The 15,099-nt window shown below is 72.2% G+C and carries 14 protein-coding genes; 2 read left to right on the top strand and 12 right to left on the bottom strand.

Going from position 1 to position 15,099, the window contains the following annotated elements:
* From ABGB17_RS15755 to ABGB17_RS15730, 6 genes are all read right to left on the bottom strand, one after another.
* A partial coding sequence (locus ABGB17_RS15755) for a beta-ketoacyl synthase N-terminal-like domain-containing protein (RefSeq protein WP_347629975.1) occupies nucleotides 1–4,219 on the bottom strand: 4,219 nt, incomplete at its 3' end.
* A gap of 72 nt (nucleotides 4,220–4,291) precedes the next feature.
* Nucleotides 4,292–5,059 (bottom strand): alpha/beta fold hydrolase, encoded by a 768-nt coding sequence (locus ABGB17_RS15750; RefSeq protein ID WP_347629973.1) that lies wholly within the window; start codon nucleotides 5,057–5,059, stop codon nucleotides 4,292–4,294.
* Nucleotides 5,056–6,138 (bottom strand): alpha/beta hydrolase, encoded by a 1,083-nt coding sequence (locus ABGB17_RS15745; protein WP_347629971.1) that lies wholly within the window; start codon nucleotides 6,136–6,138, stop codon nucleotides 5,056–5,058. Before ABGB17_RS15745 ends, ABGB17_RS15750 begins: the two co-directional genes overlap by 4 nt.
* Nucleotides 6,135–6,890, bottom strand: a complete 756-nt coding sequence (locus tag ABGB17_RS15740) for a 2-oxo acid dehydrogenase subunit E2 (RefSeq protein ID WP_347629969.1) — start codon at nucleotides 6,888–6,890, stop codon at nucleotides 6,135–6,137. The genes ABGB17_RS15745 and ABGB17_RS15740 overlap by 4 nt, the downstream gene beginning before the upstream one ends.
* Nucleotides 6,887–7,120: a hypothetical protein gene (locus tag ABGB17_RS15735; protein ID WP_347629967.1), complete on the bottom strand. Its 234-nt coding sequence runs from the start codon at nucleotides 7,118–7,120 to the stop codon at nucleotides 6,887–6,889. Before ABGB17_RS15735 ends, ABGB17_RS15740 begins: the two co-directional genes overlap by 4 nt.
* Nucleotides 7,120–8,151 (bottom strand): 3-oxoacyl-ACP synthase III family protein, encoded by a 1,032-nt coding sequence (locus tag ABGB17_RS15730; protein ID WP_347629965.1) that lies wholly within the window; start codon nucleotides 8,149–8,151, stop codon nucleotides 7,120–7,122. Before ABGB17_RS15730 ends, ABGB17_RS15735 begins: the two co-directional genes overlap by 1 nt.
* Nucleotides 8,152–8,439: 288 nt before the next feature.
* On the opposite strand from ABGB17_RS15730, the gene ABGB17_RS15725 reads away from it, so the two are divergent.
* Nucleotides 8,440–8,961 carry a flavin reductase family protein gene (locus tag ABGB17_RS15725; RefSeq protein WP_347629963.1) on the top strand — a complete coding sequence of 174 codons (522 nt, stop codon included), beginning with the start codon at nucleotides 8,440–8,442 and terminating at the stop codon, nucleotides 8,959–8,961.
* Between the two features lie 39 nt (nucleotides 8,962–9,000).
* Here ABGB17_RS15725 and ABGB17_RS15720 read toward each other — a convergent pair whose 3' ends face one another.
* The 4 genes from ABGB17_RS15720 to ABGB17_RS15705 all read right to left on the bottom strand — a co-directional run bounded on the left by ABGB17_RS15720 (nucleotide 9,001) and on the right by ABGB17_RS15705 (nucleotide 11,528).
* On the bottom strand, nucleotides 9,001–9,768 hold the full coding sequence (locus tag ABGB17_RS15720; protein WP_347629961.1) for a neutral zinc metallopeptidase: 768 nt from the start codon (nucleotides 9,766–9,768) through the stop codon (nucleotides 9,001–9,003).
* Between the two features lie 76 nt (nucleotides 9,769–9,844).
* The gene (locus ABGB17_RS15715; RefSeq protein ID WP_347629958.1) at nucleotides 9,845–10,471 is read right to left on the bottom strand and encodes a class I SAM-dependent methyltransferase; all 627 of its coding nucleotides are present in this window, start codon (nucleotides 10,469–10,471) and stop codon (nucleotides 9,845–9,847) included.
* A 36-nt stretch (nucleotides 10,472–10,507) separates the two neighbouring features.
* The gene (locus ABGB17_RS15710; RefSeq protein ID WP_347629956.1) at nucleotides 10,508–10,996 is read right to left on the bottom strand and encodes a glutathione peroxidase; all 489 of its coding nucleotides are present in this window, start codon (nucleotides 10,994–10,996) and stop codon (nucleotides 10,508–10,510) included.
* 37 nt (nucleotides 10,997–11,033) lie between these two features.
* On the bottom strand, nucleotides 11,034–11,528 hold the full coding sequence (locus ABGB17_RS15705) for a PH domain-containing protein (protein ID WP_347629954.1): 495 nt from the start codon (nucleotides 11,526–11,528) through the stop codon (nucleotides 11,034–11,036).
* On the opposite strand from ABGB17_RS15705, the gene ABGB17_RS15700 reads away from it, so the two are divergent.
* Entirely contained in the window at nucleotides 11,527–12,378 is an 852-nt protein-coding gene (locus ABGB17_RS15700; protein WP_347629952.1) for a DUF72 domain-containing protein, read from the top strand. The two genes, ABGB17_RS15705 and ABGB17_RS15700, sit on opposite strands and share 2 nt — an antisense overlap.
* Nucleotides 12,379–12,384: 6 nt before the next feature.
* Here the strand turns inward: ABGB17_RS15700 and proS are convergent, their stop codons facing one another.
* Complete coding sequence (proS, locus tag ABGB17_RS15695) at nucleotides 12,385–13,827, bottom strand: proline--tRNA ligase (protein ID WP_347629950.1); 1,443 nt, start codon at nucleotides 13,825–13,827, stop codon at nucleotides 12,385–12,387.
* A gap of 75 nt (nucleotides 13,828–13,902) precedes the next feature.
* Nucleotides 13,903–15,027, bottom strand: coding sequence for a lipase family protein (locus ABGB17_RS15690; RefSeq protein ID WP_347629948.1), 1,125 nt, complete (start codon nucleotides 15,025–15,027; stop codon nucleotides 13,903–13,905).
* Nucleotides 15,028–15,099: the final 72 nt, after the last annotated feature.

Genomic DNA, 15,099 nt, shown 5'->3' with positions numbered 1-15,099 from the left:
GGAGGGTGGGGGGGAGGGTGGGGTGGTTGAGTGCGAGGACGGTTTTGATGACGGCGGCGATGCCGGCTGCGGCTTGGGTGTGGCCGATGTTGGATTTGAGGGTGCCGAGGTAGAGGGGTGTGGTGCGGTTTTGGGTGTAGGCGGTGATGAGGGCGTGGGCTTCGATGGGGTCGCCGAGGCGGGTGCCGGTGCCGTGGGCTTCGATGGCGTGGATGTCGTTGGGGGTGAGGTTGGCGTCGGTGAGGGCTTGGGTGATGACGTGGTGTTGGGCGCGGCCGTTGGGTGCGGTGAGTCCGTTGCTTGCGCCGTCTTGGTTGACGGCGGTGCCGGCGATGATGGCGAGGATGGGGTGGTTGTGGTGGTGGGCTTGGGAGAGGCGTTCGATGGCGATGATGGCGGTGCCTTCGGCCCAGCCGGTGCCGTTGGCGTTGGCGGAGAAGGCGTGGCAGCGTCCGTCGGGGGATAGTCCGCGTTGGCGGGAGAATTCGATGAACATGCCGGGGGTGGCCATGATGGCGGCGCCGCCGGCCAGTGCCAGTGTGCATTGTCCGGAGCGGACGGCGCGTACGGCCAGGTCGAGTGCGACCAGTGAGGAGGAGCAGGCGGTGTCCACCGTCAGCGCGGGGCCTTGCAGACCGAGCACGTACGCGATCCGCCCCGACGCCACACTGACGCTGCCCCCGGTGAGCAGGTAGCCGCCGGCCCCGCCGTCTTCCTGCAGGCGCGGTGTGTACTCCGAGGCCGACACCCCCACGTACACGCCGGTGTCGCTCCCCTTCAGCGACGTCGGGTCGATGCCCGCACGCTCCAGCGCCTCCCACGCCACCTGCAACAACAACCGCTGCTGCGGGTCGATGGCCAGCGCTTCGCGTGGGCTGATGCCGAAGAACTCCGCGTCGAACCCGGCGGCGTCGTGGAGGAAGCCTCCGTGCCTCGTGGAGGAGGTGCCGGGGCGGTCGGGATCGGGGTCGTAGAGCGCGTCCAGGTCCCAGCCGCGGTCACGGGGGAACTCCCCGATCGCGTCCGTGCCGGACGCCACCAGGTCCCACAGCTCCTGCGGCGAGGTCACCCCGCCGGGGAAGCGGCAGCCCATCCCCACGATCACCACCGGATCGTCGTCACGCTCCCCCGCGACGGTGGCCGTCGCCCCCGCCTCCGCACCGGTCAGGTGCCGGGCCAGGGCGGCCGCGGTGGGGTGGCTGAAGAGCGTCGCGGTGGAGAGCTCACCGCCGAACAGCGTGCCGAGACGGTCGCGCAACTCGACCAGCCCGAGCGAGTCGATGCCCAGCTCCCGGAAGGTCGCCTCCGGATCGACCCGGCCCGGGTCCGCGAAGCCCAGCACGGCCGCGACCTCTTCGAGCACCCGCCGCTCGGCCCCGGCCCCCACCTCGGCGGAAGCCCTCAGCGCCTTCGGGGTCGCCGGGGCGGCCGGGGTCGCCGAGACGTCGGGGACAGCCGCGGTGATCGGGATCGTCTGGCCGGCCGGAGGTGTGGCGAGGTCGAGCCAGTAGCGTTCGCGTTGGAACGGGTAGGTCGGCAGGCTCGCCCTCGGGCCTGCGGCGGGGAGAATCGTGTCCCAGTCCAGGTGGACGCCGCTGGTGAACAGCCGGCCGGTGGCGAGTTCGATCTCGTCGTTCCCGCCCAGCAGGGGGATGAACTCCGCGGCGCGTCCCTCGGACTCGCGGCCCATGGCGCTCAGAGCGGAACCGGGGCCCGCTTCCACGAAGATCCCCGCGCCGAGGGCGCGCAGCCGGGCCACGGCGTCGGCGAACCGGACCGGGCGGCGGGCGTGCCGCACCCAGTAGTCCGCGTCGGTGGTCTCGACGGGCTCGCCGGTCACCGTGGACACGAAGGGGATCCGGGCCTCCCGGTACGGAAGATCGGCGAGGACGTCCCGGAACCGGCCGAGCATCGGGTCCATCAGCGGGGAGTGGAACGCGTGGCTCACCGAGAGCCGCCGTGTGCGGTGGCCGAGCGACGCGCAGAGCGCGGCCACCGCGTCCAGGGCGTCCGTCTCGCCGGCCACGACGACCGACCGCGGGCCGTTGACCGCGGCGATCACCACGGTCCCCTCCACCTGGCCGAGCAGTTCGGCGGTCTCGGCCTCGGCGGCGCCGACGGCGAGCATGCCACCGCCTTCGGGCAGCGCGTCCATCAGCCGGCCCCGCGCGACGATCAGTTCGGCCGCCGACGGCAGGTCGAGGATGCCCGCGACGTGCGCGGCGGCCACCTCGCCGATCGAGTGGCCGGCGACGAAGGACGGCTCGACGCCCAGCGAGGTGAGCAGCCGGAAGGCCGCCACCTCGACGGCGAAGATCGCGGGCTGGGTGAACGCCGTCCGGTCGAGCGACGCGGCCCGGGCACCGCCGGGCTCGGCCCACACGACGTCCTCGATCGGGTGCGGCAGCCGCTCGTTCAACGCGGCGGCGACCTCGTCGAACGCCGACCGCCAGACCGGGAAGTCGCGATACGCCCGGCGGCCCATGCCGAGCCGCTGGCTGCCCTGGCCGGGGAACATCACCGCGACCGGGCCGTTCCGTGCCCGGCCCCGCACCACCCCTGCGGCGGCCCGGCCCTCGGCCAGCGCGCGGAGCCCGCTCAGGGCGTCCCCGGTCACGGCCGCCCGCTCCTCGAAGGCAGTCCGGGTGGTGGCGAGGGCACGCGCCAAGCCACGCGTTCCGCGCTCGGCGACCAGATCGCGCAACCGCGCCGCCAACTCCCGCAGCGCGGCCCCGGTCCTCGCACTGAGCACCAGCGGGCCCGCTTCCTGGGGGGACGGCGGTCCCGGGTCCGCGCCGAGCACCAGGGGAGCCGTTTCCTGGACGGGGGACGGTGCCGGGTGCGCGCTGGGCACCAGCGGGCCCGCTTCCTGGGTGGACGGCGGTGCCGCGCCGAGCACCAGGGGAGTCGTTTCCTTTGTGGGGGGTGGTGCCGGGTGGGTGGGGGGTTCGGTCAGTACGACGTGGCAGTTGGTGCCGCCCATGCCGAAGGAGCTGACGCCCGCGACCAGGCGCTCGTCGGGGCGGGGCCAGGGGCCGCTCTCGCGGCGGACGGTCAGGCGCCAGGCGGCGAGGTCGATCTCGGGGTTCGGCTCGGAGTAGTTGAGGCTCGCGGGCAGGCGTCGCCGGTCGATGCCCAGCACGGCCTTCAGCAGGCCCGCCACACCGGCCGCGCCCTCCAGGTGGCCGATGTTCGTCTTGACCGACCCGACGTGCAGGACCGGGCCGCCGTCGCGTACCAGGCCGAGGGCACGTGCCTCCACCGGGTCGCCGACGGGGGTGCCGGTGCCGTGGAGTTCCACGTACTGCACCTCGGACGGCGACACCCCGGCGGCGGCCCACGCCCGCCGGATCACCTCCGCCTGCGCCGTGGCACTCGGAACGGTGAGCCCGTCGGTGGCGCCGTCGTTGTTGACCGCGCTGCCGAGGAGCACGGCGTAGACGTGGTCGCCGTCCTCCAGGGCCGCGTCGAGCGGCTTGAGCAGGACCAGCGCCGCGCCCTCGCCCCGGACGTACCCGTTGGCCCGGCGGTCGAAGGTGTGGCAGCGCCCGTCGGGGGACAACCCGCCGAACCGCGCCACGGCGGCCGTGCCCGCCGGGTCCACTATGAGGTTCACGCCTCCGGCGAGCGCCAGGCGTGACTCGCCGCGCCGCAGGCTCTCGGCGGCGAGATGGACGGCCACCAACGACGAGGACTGCGCGGTGTCGACCGCGACGCTCGGCCCCCGCAGGCCGAGGGTGTAGGACACGCGGTTGGCGATGATGCCCCGCGTGGTGCCGGTGAGCGTGTGCCGGCTCGCACCCGACGACCGCGAAAGCGCGGCGTACTCGTCGGCGATGGAGCCCACGAAGACGCCGGTCGCCGTGTCGCGCAGCGTGGCCGGCACCAGTCCTGCGTCCTCCAGCACCTCCCAGCTCAGCTCGAGCACCAGCCGCTGCTGGGGGTCCGTCGCCGCGGCCTCCCGCGGCGCGATACCGAAGAACTCGGGGTCGAACCCGGCGATGTCGTCGAGGTAGCCGCCGTACCGGACGCCGGGGTTCTCCTCGGCGATCCCGGCGAGGGCCGCGGAGGAGCCACGCCCCTCGGGGACCTCGCGGATGGCGTCGCGCCCGTCGTCCAGCAGCCGCCACAGCGCACTCGGGTCCGGGGCCCCGGGCAGCCTGCACGCGACCCCGATCACGGCGATCGGACGGGAGACCTGCTGATCATTGACGCTCAACTACTGCCTCACTCTCACTCGTGACGCTTGGCGCAACCGGGAGTGGTGCGTGGAGCCGCGGAGGTGGCGGGCTCAGGCGGGCTCGGCGAGCGCCAGCCGTACGGCGTCCGCCACCTCGTGCCGCCTCGGGGTCAGGTAGAAGTGGTCGCCGGGGAACGTCAGGAGCCGGAACCGGCCGTGGGTGTGGTCCCGCCAGCGGTCCGCCTCGGCGAGGCCGACCCGGGGGTCGTGGTCGCCGAGCAGCGCGGTGATCGGGCAGCGGACCCGCGCGCCCGGCTCGGGGAGGTACGCCCGCAGCGCGCGGTAGTCGCTGCGCAGCGGCGGAAGCACCAGGTCGAGAAGGTCCTCGTCCTCCAGCGCCTGGCGGGACGTGCCGCCGAGGAACAGCACCTCCTCGATCAGGGCGCGGTCGTCACCGAGGATCGCCGGATTCACCCGGGTGAGGTGCGGAGCACGGGCCCCGGAGGCGAGAAGCAGGTCCGGGGCCGTGCCGGACCCGCGCTCGCCGAGCAGTGCGGCCTCGAAGGCCACCAGCGCGCCCATGCTGTGCCCGAAGAAGGCGAGGCGGGCCGTGACGGGCTCCTCGGCGATCGCCTCCATGGCGGCGCGGGCCAGTGCGCGCACGTCTTCGACGGCGGGTTCCGGGCGCCGGTCCAGGCGGCCGGGGTACTGCACGGCGAGCACGCGCACCGCGGGGGCGAGCGCGTGGGCCAGCGGGGTGAAGAAACCGGCCGACCCGCCCGCGTGCGGGAACACCACCAGGCAGGGGGCGCCGGCGGCGGCCGGAACGAACTGCCGGAGCCAGTCGCTCCTGACCGGCGTCGTCCCTGTGATGGTCATCGGACGGCTCCCGCCCTGGCCGCCTCCAGAGCGCCGTTCAGCGCTTCGAGTGCCGCCGGGTCGGCGTCCGGCCGCATCCGTTGCACCGCGAGCAGGCTCCACACCCGGGTCTCGGCCAGGTGGGACGGCGCCCCGTGCACGTCGTCGTGCTCCAGCAGCCTCAGGTCGCTCACGCAACGCCTGAGCCGCTCGGCGTCCCCCGGCGGGATGATCTCGTCGCGCAGCGCCGTGACCGCGGCGAGCGGGACGTTCAGCGCACGCAGCCGTCCGTCGTCGATGGCCCAGTCCCGCAGGTGGCCGAACAGCGACTCGGGCCGCACGCCCGTCAGGTGCGCCAGAGTGCTCGTGGTGATCCCGGGGACCCGGGCCCGCCAGGCGGCGTCGGTGAAGAAGTCGTGCACGGGCGGGCCGTTGGCCACGACGCCGCGCACGCGCGGGTCGCGCAGCGCGGCCTCGATCGCCATGTGACCGCTGAAGCTCAGCGCGAGCAGGTAGGTCTCGTCCACCGCGGCCCGCCCGGCGAGCGCGTCGAGGATCGCGGGGAACAGCCGCCAGCTCTCCCTGTGGTACCGCAGCGGGCTCTCGCCGACCCCGGGCAGGTCGGCGACGACGCCCGCCATGCCGGACGCCGCGATCTGGGGCAGCACGGCGGCCCACTGTTCCTTCGGGCTCACGATGCCGCCGGTCATCACCAGCAGCGGCCGGGGCTTCTCGGCCGACAGGCCCGCCGCCCACACCCGGACCGGCACCCCGTCGGCCTCCACCGTGACCGGTTCGATCCCGGGCTGCGTCCGCCGCCAGCGGTCGAACGCCGCCAGGTGGCGGCCGAGCGCCCGCTTGCGGCCCGGGCCGTCGGCGAACGGGAACCGGCCCATGACGTAGTACTGGCAGGCGGCGAGGATCTCGCCCGCGGCCTCCAGTTCCTCCCCGGCGCGGATCCATTCGTACGCCCAGGAGCCGGGTTCGTCCCCGGCGTCCGCGGTGATCCGGTCGAGCAGGCTCGAATAGTGGCCGGCGGGCAGGTTCTGGGAGATGGCGTGCGCCACCACGAACCGCTTGAGCTCGGACAGGTCGTTCATCCGCCGTACCCCTCCAGCGCGTCCTTGATCTCGGTGAGCACGTCGGCGGCCTCGGCCCCGTCGATGACGCGGTGGTCGAACGTCAGGGAGAGCCGCATGACGGGGGCGATCAGCACCTCGCCGTCCCTGGCGATCGGGCGTTCGGTGATCCGTCCCACCCCCAGCGTGATCGTGGTGCCGCCGACCGAGTGGAAGCCGTCGACCGCCCGGTGGCCGAGGGAGGTGACGCTGAACGTGCCGGTGACCTCGGGGCGGCGGTCGAGCAGCCGTGCCGCCGCGCGGAAACGGTCGAGTGCCTCCTGCCAGGGCAGCCGCCGCAGGGCCCTGATGCCGGCGAACTCCTCGCCGGTGTCGGGGTCGGCCTCGATCGCCCGGTCCAGGTGCGCCTGCACGTCGGCCAGGGTCGCGCTCTCCAGGCCCGGGATCACGGTCGCCAGCACGGCACGGCGGCCGTCCAGCGTCTTGTCCAGGGTGACCTTGGCCGCGACGGTGTCGTAGGTGGCGACGACCGGGTTCAGCCGGCCCTGGATCGCCGCGTTGGCCTCCGGGTGCTTGCGGAGCACGCCGGCGGCCGCGTGCACCACGTAGGCCACGACCGACCGGCGTTCACCGGCCCGCCGCGCCCGCTCACGCGCGACCACGATGGCCGAGGCGTCCACCTCGGTGTCGAGGAAGACCGGGGAGAAGTCGCGGATCTGGTCGAGGAAGAAGAGGGTGTGCCGGCGCTGGGTGGGGAAGGGCTGCTCGGTCAACGGGTCACCATTTCGTAGATCGACTCAAGGCTCGCCGCGTCCAGGAAGTCGGGCAGCGACAGCGGCCTGTGCACCCGCCTCTCCAGCAGGACGAGCATGGTGAGCAGATGCACGGAATCCCACTCGGGCAGTTCGTCGAACGTCAGCCGCAGGTCGTCGGCGGTGATGTCGAACCCGATCTCGTCCTGCAGCAGGAGGACGAACTCCTCCCGCGAGAGCACGTCCGCCATCAGACACGCTCCAGGGCGAGGCCGGACCTGATCCACTTGCTCGACTCGATGGCCACCGCGATCGCCCGTGACGGCATCGTCATCTCCCGCAGCAGCCGGTCGAGCTGGAAGAACAGCAGGGCGTTGCCGTTGTTGCCGGTGTCGCCCACGCAGGAGATCTCCGTGGCCCGGGGGAAGTCCAGCCGCTTGGCGATCTTCTCCGTCATGGTGACGGACAGTTGCGGGGGCAGCAGGTAGTCCACCTCGCCGCGGTCCCAGCCGAGGTCGTCCAGCAGTTCCTCGGCGACCTCCTCGGCGAGGACGGGCACCAGCTCCTCTATGGCCTTGTAGTCCTCGCTCGCCGGGGCCTCGGCCGAGTCCCGGTCGGCCAGGCCGTACCACCGCAGGGTCTGCCCGGGGCGGCGGTCCAGGCCGGACAGGCGGGTGAGCACCGAGCGGACCACCGGCGCGCCCGGCCGGTCGCCCGCGGTGAGCACGGCGGCGCCGGCGCCGTCGCCGAAGAGCAGGTAGTTGACCAGTTCGCTCGGCGGCAACGCGGACAGGTCGGCCTTGACGTTGTAGTGCTTGGCGATCACGTCGCCGCCGATCACCAATGCCGTGCGGTGGCGTCCTGTGGCGAGCAGCGCGCTCGCCACGTCGAACGCCTGGACGGCCCCCGAGCAGCCCGACTGGAGCTGGAAGGTCGGCACGCCGTCGATGCGCAGCCGGTCGGCGATCACGTTCACGGTGGCCGGCATGAGGGTGTCCGGCGTGGCGGTGCCGAGCACCATCACGTCGATCTCCTCGGCGGAGATCCCGGAACGGGCGAGGGCCTGGGTGGCCGCCGACTCGCCGAGGTCCGCCAGGTCGTGGCGGACCTCGCCCGATGCGAGATCGACGGAAAGGTACCGGGTGCGGGTACCGATGAAGGTGTCCACCCACTGCCGCCAGAGCTGGTCCATTCCGAAACATTCGGCCAGCCTGGCCGTGTCGACGGGCGGCCCCGGTAAAGCCGTTCCCACCGACAGGATTCGTATCGGGCTGTCGCCCATGCGCTCCTCCATAGCCACATCCGCGCCTGGCACTTCTTTTTACGGCGAGCTGTGCTCAGCCGGCCGTTTCCGCGTGTTGACCTGGGGTTTCGTTTTCTGCGGCGGAACGTTAACGAGCGTTGCTAAAGCAGTACTAAGAGCCGCTAAACAGAATCGGTCCGCGTTGTGCCGGGGCCTCTCGCGGTGTGACGGCGGTGAGAGAAGTGCGCGGCCGCGCGCCGTGAAGTACCGCGGGAGGCGCGGCAGGGTCTTTGGTGTGGCTTTAGAATTGCGCTGAAGGCTGGCCCGGTGAGATCGAGCAGCTCACGCAATTCGCTCACCGAACCTGACTCGGCCACGTTCCGGGAGGTGCTGGGCCGCTTCGCGACGGGCGTGGTCGCGGTCACCGGGCTGGTCGACGGGCAGCCCGCCGGCCTCGCCGTCAACTCGTTCGCGTCGGTGTCACTGGTCCCGCCGCTGGTCTCCTTCTGCGTGGCGCGCACCAGCCGGACATGGCCACTCCTGCGTCTCGCCCCCCGGCTGTGCGTCAGCATCCTGGGCGAGGATCAGCGCGCCGTGGCCGCCAGGCTGGCGGTCAGCGGGCACGACAAGTTCCGTGACCTGTCATGGTCGGCGGCGCCGTCGGGACCGCCGGTGCTCGACGGCGCGATCGCCTGGCTGGAGTGCTCGATCGCCGCCGAGCACCCCGCGGGGGACCATGACATCGTGGTGGCGCGGGTGCACCTGCTGGAGATCTCGTCGATCAGCGGCCCTCTGGTGTTCTACAACGGGCGCTACGGCCGCTTCGCCGCCGGAACCCCGGACGACTGACCGGCGGGCCGGGGTCCGGCCCGCCGGGCTCACACGACGTCAGGCCACCTTGGAGGACGGGGCGGCCCAGGTGTTGCAGGAGGCGGGGTCGGCGGACTTGAAGCCGCGGTCGGCCCAGTAGGTGATGTTCTTGCGGGAGCCGTTGTACTTGCCGGCCCAGTCGCGCAGGTAGTAAAGGAGGTCGGCCCAGTCTTCCTTGTCGCGGTCGAGTGAGGGCCACACGCTCTTGATGAAAGTGGCGGCGAGGCAGTCGCTCTGGAGGTTGTAACGGCGGTTCTGCTCGGCCTCCTCGGCCTTGTTGCGGTACGGGGTGCGCTCGTACGCGCGCCAGATGCCGGTGAGGTTCTGGACGTGCTGGCCGTAGTCCATCGAGATCAGGTTGAACAAATAGAGGTCCTCGGGCTCCTTGAGGAGGCTCTTGTCAAGCACGATGTGCAGCGACTTCGAATCGTCGCAGTAGTACTCCACCCAGTCCTTGTCCCACTTCGTGCCGCAGAATCTCGCCGGCGGCTTGGTGGAGAAGGTGGCCTTCGGTTTGGAGAATTTCACACCTGCCTTGCGCAGATGGGACTCCCAGGTGCGGTTGAGGCATGTCAGCACACCGGTGAGATAGGTCTTCGCGGAACTCGGGCTCAATCTCTTGATGGGCTTTTCTGGGCAGGAGGTGGAGGGGAGGCGCCCGGACTCGTACAACGGGTTGTCGGTCAGGGTCTTGTTGTTCACGGGGTAGGCCGCGGCCTCGGCGGAGCCGAGGGGAAGCACGGCCACAGCGGTCGAAACAGCAAGGGTGATCAAGGCGTATCGCACGGCCCAACAGGCTAGGGACCGGACATAGCGGGCAGCAACCCCAATGCGGGAATCGGTCTGCGGTCGTGATCCGGCCCTACTGCTTGCGCATCAGCAGGTGCCCCCGGCGGAACCGTTCGTCCTCGCCGGGTTCCCGCAGCATCCGGCCCACCTCGACGAAGCCCGTCCTGCACGCCAGCGCGGCGACCTCGTCGATGGGCCACCGGTACGCGAGGGTCACCCTGTGGTCGAACGCGGTCACCGGGCCGCCCTCGGACTCGAAGAAGGCGAGCAGGAGGAACCCGCCCGGCGCGAGGACCCGCTGGAACTCCTCGAAGTACCGCGGCAGTTCGGCGGGCGGGGTGTGGATGACCGAGTACCAGGAGACGGCACCGGCCAGCGTGCCCTCCGGCAGGGGCAACTCGTGCATCGAGCCGACCTCGAAGCGGAGCCCCGGGTGAGCGTCACGGGCCAGGTCGATCGTCACCGGGGACAGGTCGACGCCGAAGGCGTCCCGGCCCAGCCCGTGCAGGAGCGCGGTGATGTGGCCGGGGCCGCATCCGAGGTCGGCGACCGGCCCCGGGGGGACAGACGCGGCGAACGCGGCGAGCATCGCCCGGTCCAGGGGGAAGCGGTCCAGATAGCCCTGGACGTACTCGGCGTAAAGGACGGCGATCGCGTCGTAGGCCCCGGCGGTCACGGTCAGGTGGGAGGTATCGGTCACGGCGAGGAATCTAGCTCCTCGCCGCCGGTGGTGAACCTAGCCGAGCGTCTTCTCGATGGCCTCGACGACGGCGGGGTCCTCGGGTTCGGTGCGGGGCCGGAAGCGGGCGACGACGTTGCCCTCGCGGTCGAGGAGGAACTTCTCGAAGTTCCACTGGATGTCGCCCGCGGCGCCCTCGGCGTCCGGGGTCCCGGTCAGCGCCGTGTAGAGCGGGTGGCGGGCGTCGCCGTTGACGTCGGTCTTCTCCAGCAGGGGGAAGTCCACGCCGTACGTCGTCACGCAGAAGTCCTGGATCTGCTCGGCCGAGCCGGGCTCCTGCCCGGCGAACTGGTTGCAGGGCACGCCGACGACGGTGAAGCCGCGGTCGCGGTAGCGCTCCTGGAGGCGGACGAGGCCGGCGTACTGGGGCGTGAGGCCGCATCGCGACGCCACGTTGACCACCAGGATCGCGGCGTCGCCGGCCAGCTCTCCCAGGGTGGTGGGCGTGTCGGCCAGCGTGCGGACCGGAAGATCACGAAGGCTCATGACGACACCCTAATCGGATGCCGGTCCGGGGCAAGTGTCAGGGCCGGGCGATGAAGTGGAGGATCACGTTGTGGACGTGGTGGGCCTTCTGGTCGCCGCGGAACTCGACCTCGTAGACGTGGGTGCCCACGTTGACGGCGATGGCTCCCGAGGAGAAGAAGGAGCCGGCGATGGACTTGTTGCTGACCACGCTGACGCTGGTGATCTTCGAGTAGGGGATGCTGGTGATGGCGACCTTCTTGCCGATGAACGACTTGTCCTGGATGATCACGCGGCGGTCGGTGAGGCCGAGGAAGCCGGTGCCCGCGCCGATGGCGTCGTAGACGGCGATGATCTGCTCGCCCTGCATCAGGCCGCTCTGGATCTGCTGGAGCTGCTCGGGGCGGTCGTAGGGGATCTGCTGCTGGTTCAACGGGGGGCTCCACGTCGCGAGGGCGGGTGGTTCTGTGCGCCCATCCTGGTCACCGGGGGTCACGGGGTGGTCGATCTCGGGTATCGGTCCGGCGATCACCTCGGATAACGTCGGGGTCATGCGGCTTCATGTGGGATGCGCGATGTGGGCGCACACGCCGTGGCAGGGGAGGTACCTGCCGCATCCGCTGCCCCCGGGAGAGCGGCTGCGGGCGTACGCGACCTGGTGCAACGCGGTGGAGGGCAACACCACGTTCTACGCGACGCCGCCGCCCGCCACGGTGGAGTCGTGGGTGCGGCAGACCGCGCCGGACTTCCGCCTGCTGGTGAAGCTGCCGAAGACCATCACGCACGAGAGGCGCATGACCGGCGCCGAGGAGGACCTGCGCGCGTTCCTGGCCGCGGTCGAACCGCTCGGGCCGCGCGCCCACACGCTGTGGATCCAGCTCCCGGGGTCGTTCACCCCGGGCGACCTCGGCACGCTCGCCGCGTTCCTCCGGGGTTTGCCGCGCTCGCACCGGTACGCCGTCGAGGTCCGGCACCGCGCGTTCTTCGAGGACCGGCGGGCCGAAGGCATGCTCACCGAGGTCCTCACCGGCGCGGGCGCCGAGTGGGTGCCGTTCGACACCACCGCGCTGTTCCGCACTCCGCCCACGAGCGCCGCCGAGCGCGAGGCGTGGACGAAGAAGCCGCGCCTGCCGCGGCGGGCGTTCGCGCTCACCGACCGGCCGGTCGTCCGCTACATCGGCAGGGACGCCACCGCGCCGACCGTCGAGGGCTGGCGTTACTGGGTGGAGACGGTCGCCGCGTGGTTGCGCGAGGGCCGCTCGCCCACCGTGTTCGTGCACACCCCGGACAACGCGGGCGCGCTCCCCCTCACCCGCCGGTTCCACGACGAGGTGCGCGCCCTGCTGCCCGAGGTGGAGCCGCTGCCCGATCCCATGCCGGCCGAGCCGCTCACCCTCTTCTGAGCCGCGTCAGTAGGCCCGTCCGAAGATCACTCGTTTGCCGTACGCCGACGGCGCCCCGCAGCGCACGCACGTGCCCGTCGCCGGCGGCCCGTCCAGCGGGACGCAACGCGGCGTGGCGCCGGTGCTCGCCTTGATCTCCTCCTCGCACACGGCGTCGCCGCAGTGCGGGGCGAGGGCCCAGCCCGACCCCACCGCCTCGACGAACGTGTCCCAGGTGTCGGTCACCACCGTGTGGGCGTCGCGGAACTCGGTGGCGCGGCGCAGCAGGAACGCCTGGAAGTCGTCGAGGACGCCGGGCAGCTCCCGCGGCGCGGACTCCAGCGAGACGGGCACCTTGCCCTCGTCGCCGAGGCGCCGCACCATGAGCGCGGTGCCCGCCTCCAGGTCACGCGGCCCGAGCTCAAGGCGGACCGGCGCGCCGCGCAGCTCCCAGTCGTTGAACCGGTAGCCGGGGGAGAGATGGTCGCGGTCGTCCACATGGGCGCGCACCCCGGCCGCGGCCAGCCGCGCCGCGAGGTCCCGGGCCGCCGCCAGGGTCCGCTCCGCCTGCTCGCCGCGGCCGATGGGCACGATCACCACCTGGTACGGCGCGAGCCTCGGCGGCAGCACCAGCCCCTTGTCGTCGCCGTGAGTCATGATCACGCCGCCGACCATGCGGGTGGACATGCCCCAGGACGTGGTGTGGCAGAGCTCCAGCCGCCCGGCGTCCGAGGTGTACTCGATCTCGAAGGCGCGGGCGAAGTTGGTGCCCATGTAGTGGGACGTGCCCGCCTGGAGCGCCTTGCCGTCCCGCATCATGCCCTCGATGGTGAAGGTGCGCACCGCCCCGGCGAAGCGCTCCCTCGCCGTCTTCTCCCCCGGCACCACCGGGAGGGCGGCGATGTCCCGCGCCACTTCGGTGTACAGGTCGAGCGCGAGCATCGTCTCGGCCATCGCGTCCGCCTCGCCGGCGTGCGCGGTGTGGCCCTCCTGCCAGAGGAACTCCGTCGTGCGCAGGAACAAGCGGGGCCGCAACTCCCAGCGCACGACGTTCGCCCACTGGTTCAGCAGCAGCGGCAGGTCGCGATGCGACGAGATCCACTTCGCCATCATCTCGCCGATGATCGTCTCGGAGGTCGGCCGGACGATCAGCGGCTCCTCCAGTTCCTTGCCGCCCGCGTGGGTGACGACGGCGAGCTCGGGGGCGAAGCCCTCGACGTGCTCGGCCTCCCGCCGCAGGTAGCTCTCCGGGATCAGCAGCGGGAAGTAGGCGTTCTCGTGCCCGGTGTCCTTGATGCGCCGGTCGAGCTCCTGCTGGAGCAGCTCCCACATCCGGTAGCCGTACGGTCGGATGACCATGGTGCCCTTCACCGGGCCCCGGTCCACGAGCCGGGCCTTGGCCACCAGCTCGTTGTACCAGGCCGAGAAGTCCTCACTCTGAGGGGTCACACCGCGGTCGTCACGTGCCATGCCGGGAGGATAGCCCGCGCGCCGCACCTCTCGCGCGGGGGTTTTCGCGCACCACGACCCGGCGTGCCGTGAGGGCTACCGCAGGAGTGTGCCGGTCCATTCCGTCACCTGCCGGGCGATTCCGGGTAGCAGCGTGATGTGGTCGGCGCCGGGCACCGGCACGAAGGTGACGTCGGTCCCGGCGGCGGACAGTTGGCTCACGGTCAGCTCGGTGAGGGCGATGGGTACGCCGGTGTCGGCGGTGCCGTGCGCGATGTACACCGGCTTCGGGTAGCGGGCCGCGATGACCTCGTCGTCGGCGAGGGCGCGGGCCATCACGTCCGCCAGCGCCGCGGGGTCCTTCACCATCTCCCCGTTGGTGTGCCCGGCCGCGGCCCGCAGCATCTCGTCCACGCAGGCCTGCCCGGCGAGGCGCACCAGCTCCAGCCCGGCGGGGGTGAACCAGTCGGCCGGCCGGAAACCGGGCTCGGTGAGCGCGAGGGCGCGCGCGGTGTAGGGCACGGTGAAGGCGAGTGGCGCGGCCGGGTCGCGGAACACCGGGCTCGCGAGCTGCACACCCCACTGGGTGACCGGGGCCATGGCGATGGTGCCGGCGTGCCGCAGCGTGGGCGCGTACCGGTGGGCCAGCGCCCCGGCGAACAGCGCGGCGTGCCCGCCCAGTGAGTACCCGGCCGCGACCCACGACCGGGAGACGGGGGCGACGTTCCGGGCGGCGCGCACGATGTCGATCAGGTTGTACGCCTCGGACGCGCCGTTGACGCCGGGGCTCTCCGCCGGGGTGCCGAGGCCCTCGTAGTCGGTGACCGCGACCGCGTACCCGGCGGCGATCAGCGACTCCTGCACCGCCCGCTCCCAGGGGCTCGGCCCGGTGTGGGACGGGCCGCAGGTGTCGCCGACGCCGCTGAAGCCGTGCCCGAAGGACACCACCGGCCAGCCGCCGGACGGTGCGCGGCCCGGCGGCAGGGAGAGAGTGCCGCCGACGACCGCGGGCCCGCCGTTCCAGGAGGTGGAGAGGTACCGCAGCGACCACGACCGCCCGGCGCCGGCGAGCCGCAGCGGCTCGGCCAGCGGCTCCAGCCGCACCGGGGTGCCCCGCCACTCCCCGCCGCTCCCGTGCGCCGCGCCGGCGTGCGCGGGCGCGCCGGCCACGAGCAGCACGACGGCCGCGACGAGCGCGGTCAGCGTGCGGAGGATCGGCAAGGTGTCTCCAGGGTCCGCGGTGATCGGCTGGACGGCAGTCTCCCAAGCGGCGCGGGGGTGTCAAGATCGGCG

The sequence above is a fragment of the Sphaerisporangium sp. B11E5 genome, assembly GCF_039871875.1.
GTDB lineage: Bacteria > Actinomycetota > Actinomycetes > Streptosporangiales > Streptosporangiaceae > Sphaerisporangium.
Note: the sequence above shows the minus strand (reverse complement) of the source record. Positions and strands in the feature narration are given on the sequence as shown.

What these genes read in the sequence shown, in the direction of transcription:
- ABGB17_RS15750 (WP_347629973.1), bottom strand. Translation starts at nt 5,059, where the DNA reads ATGACCATCACAGGGACGACGCCGGTCAGGAGCGACTGGCTCCGGCAG.
- ABGB17_RS15745 (WP_347629971.1), bottom strand. Translation starts at nt 6,138, where the DNA reads ATGAACGACCTGTCCGAGCTCAAGCGGTTCGTGGTGGCGCACGCCATC.
- ABGB17_RS15735 (WP_347629967.1), bottom strand. Translation starts at nt 7,120, where the DNA reads ATGGCGGACGTGCTCTCGCGGGAGGAGTTCGTCCTCCTGCTGCAGGAC.
- ABGB17_RS15730 (WP_347629965.1), bottom strand. Translation starts at nt 8,151, where the DNA reads ATGGGCGACAGCCCGATACGAATCCTGTCGGTGGGAACGGCTTTACCG.
- ABGB17_RS15710 (WP_347629956.1), bottom strand. Translation starts at nt 10,996, where the DNA reads ATGAGCCTTCGTGATCTTCCGGTCCGCACGCTGGCCGACACGCCCACC.
- ABGB17_RS15700 (WP_347629952.1), top strand. Translation starts at nt 11,527, where the DNA reads ATGCGGCTTCATGTGGGATGCGCGATGTGGGCGCACACGCCGTGGCAG.
- ABGB17_RS15705 (WP_347629954.1), bottom strand. Translation starts at nt 11,528, where the DNA reads ATGACCCCGACGTTATCCGAGGTGATCGCCGGACCGATACCCGAGATC.
- proS (WP_347629950.1), bottom strand. Translation starts at nt 13,827, where the DNA reads ATGGCACGTGACGACCGCGGTGTGACCCCTCAGAGTGAGGACTTCTCG.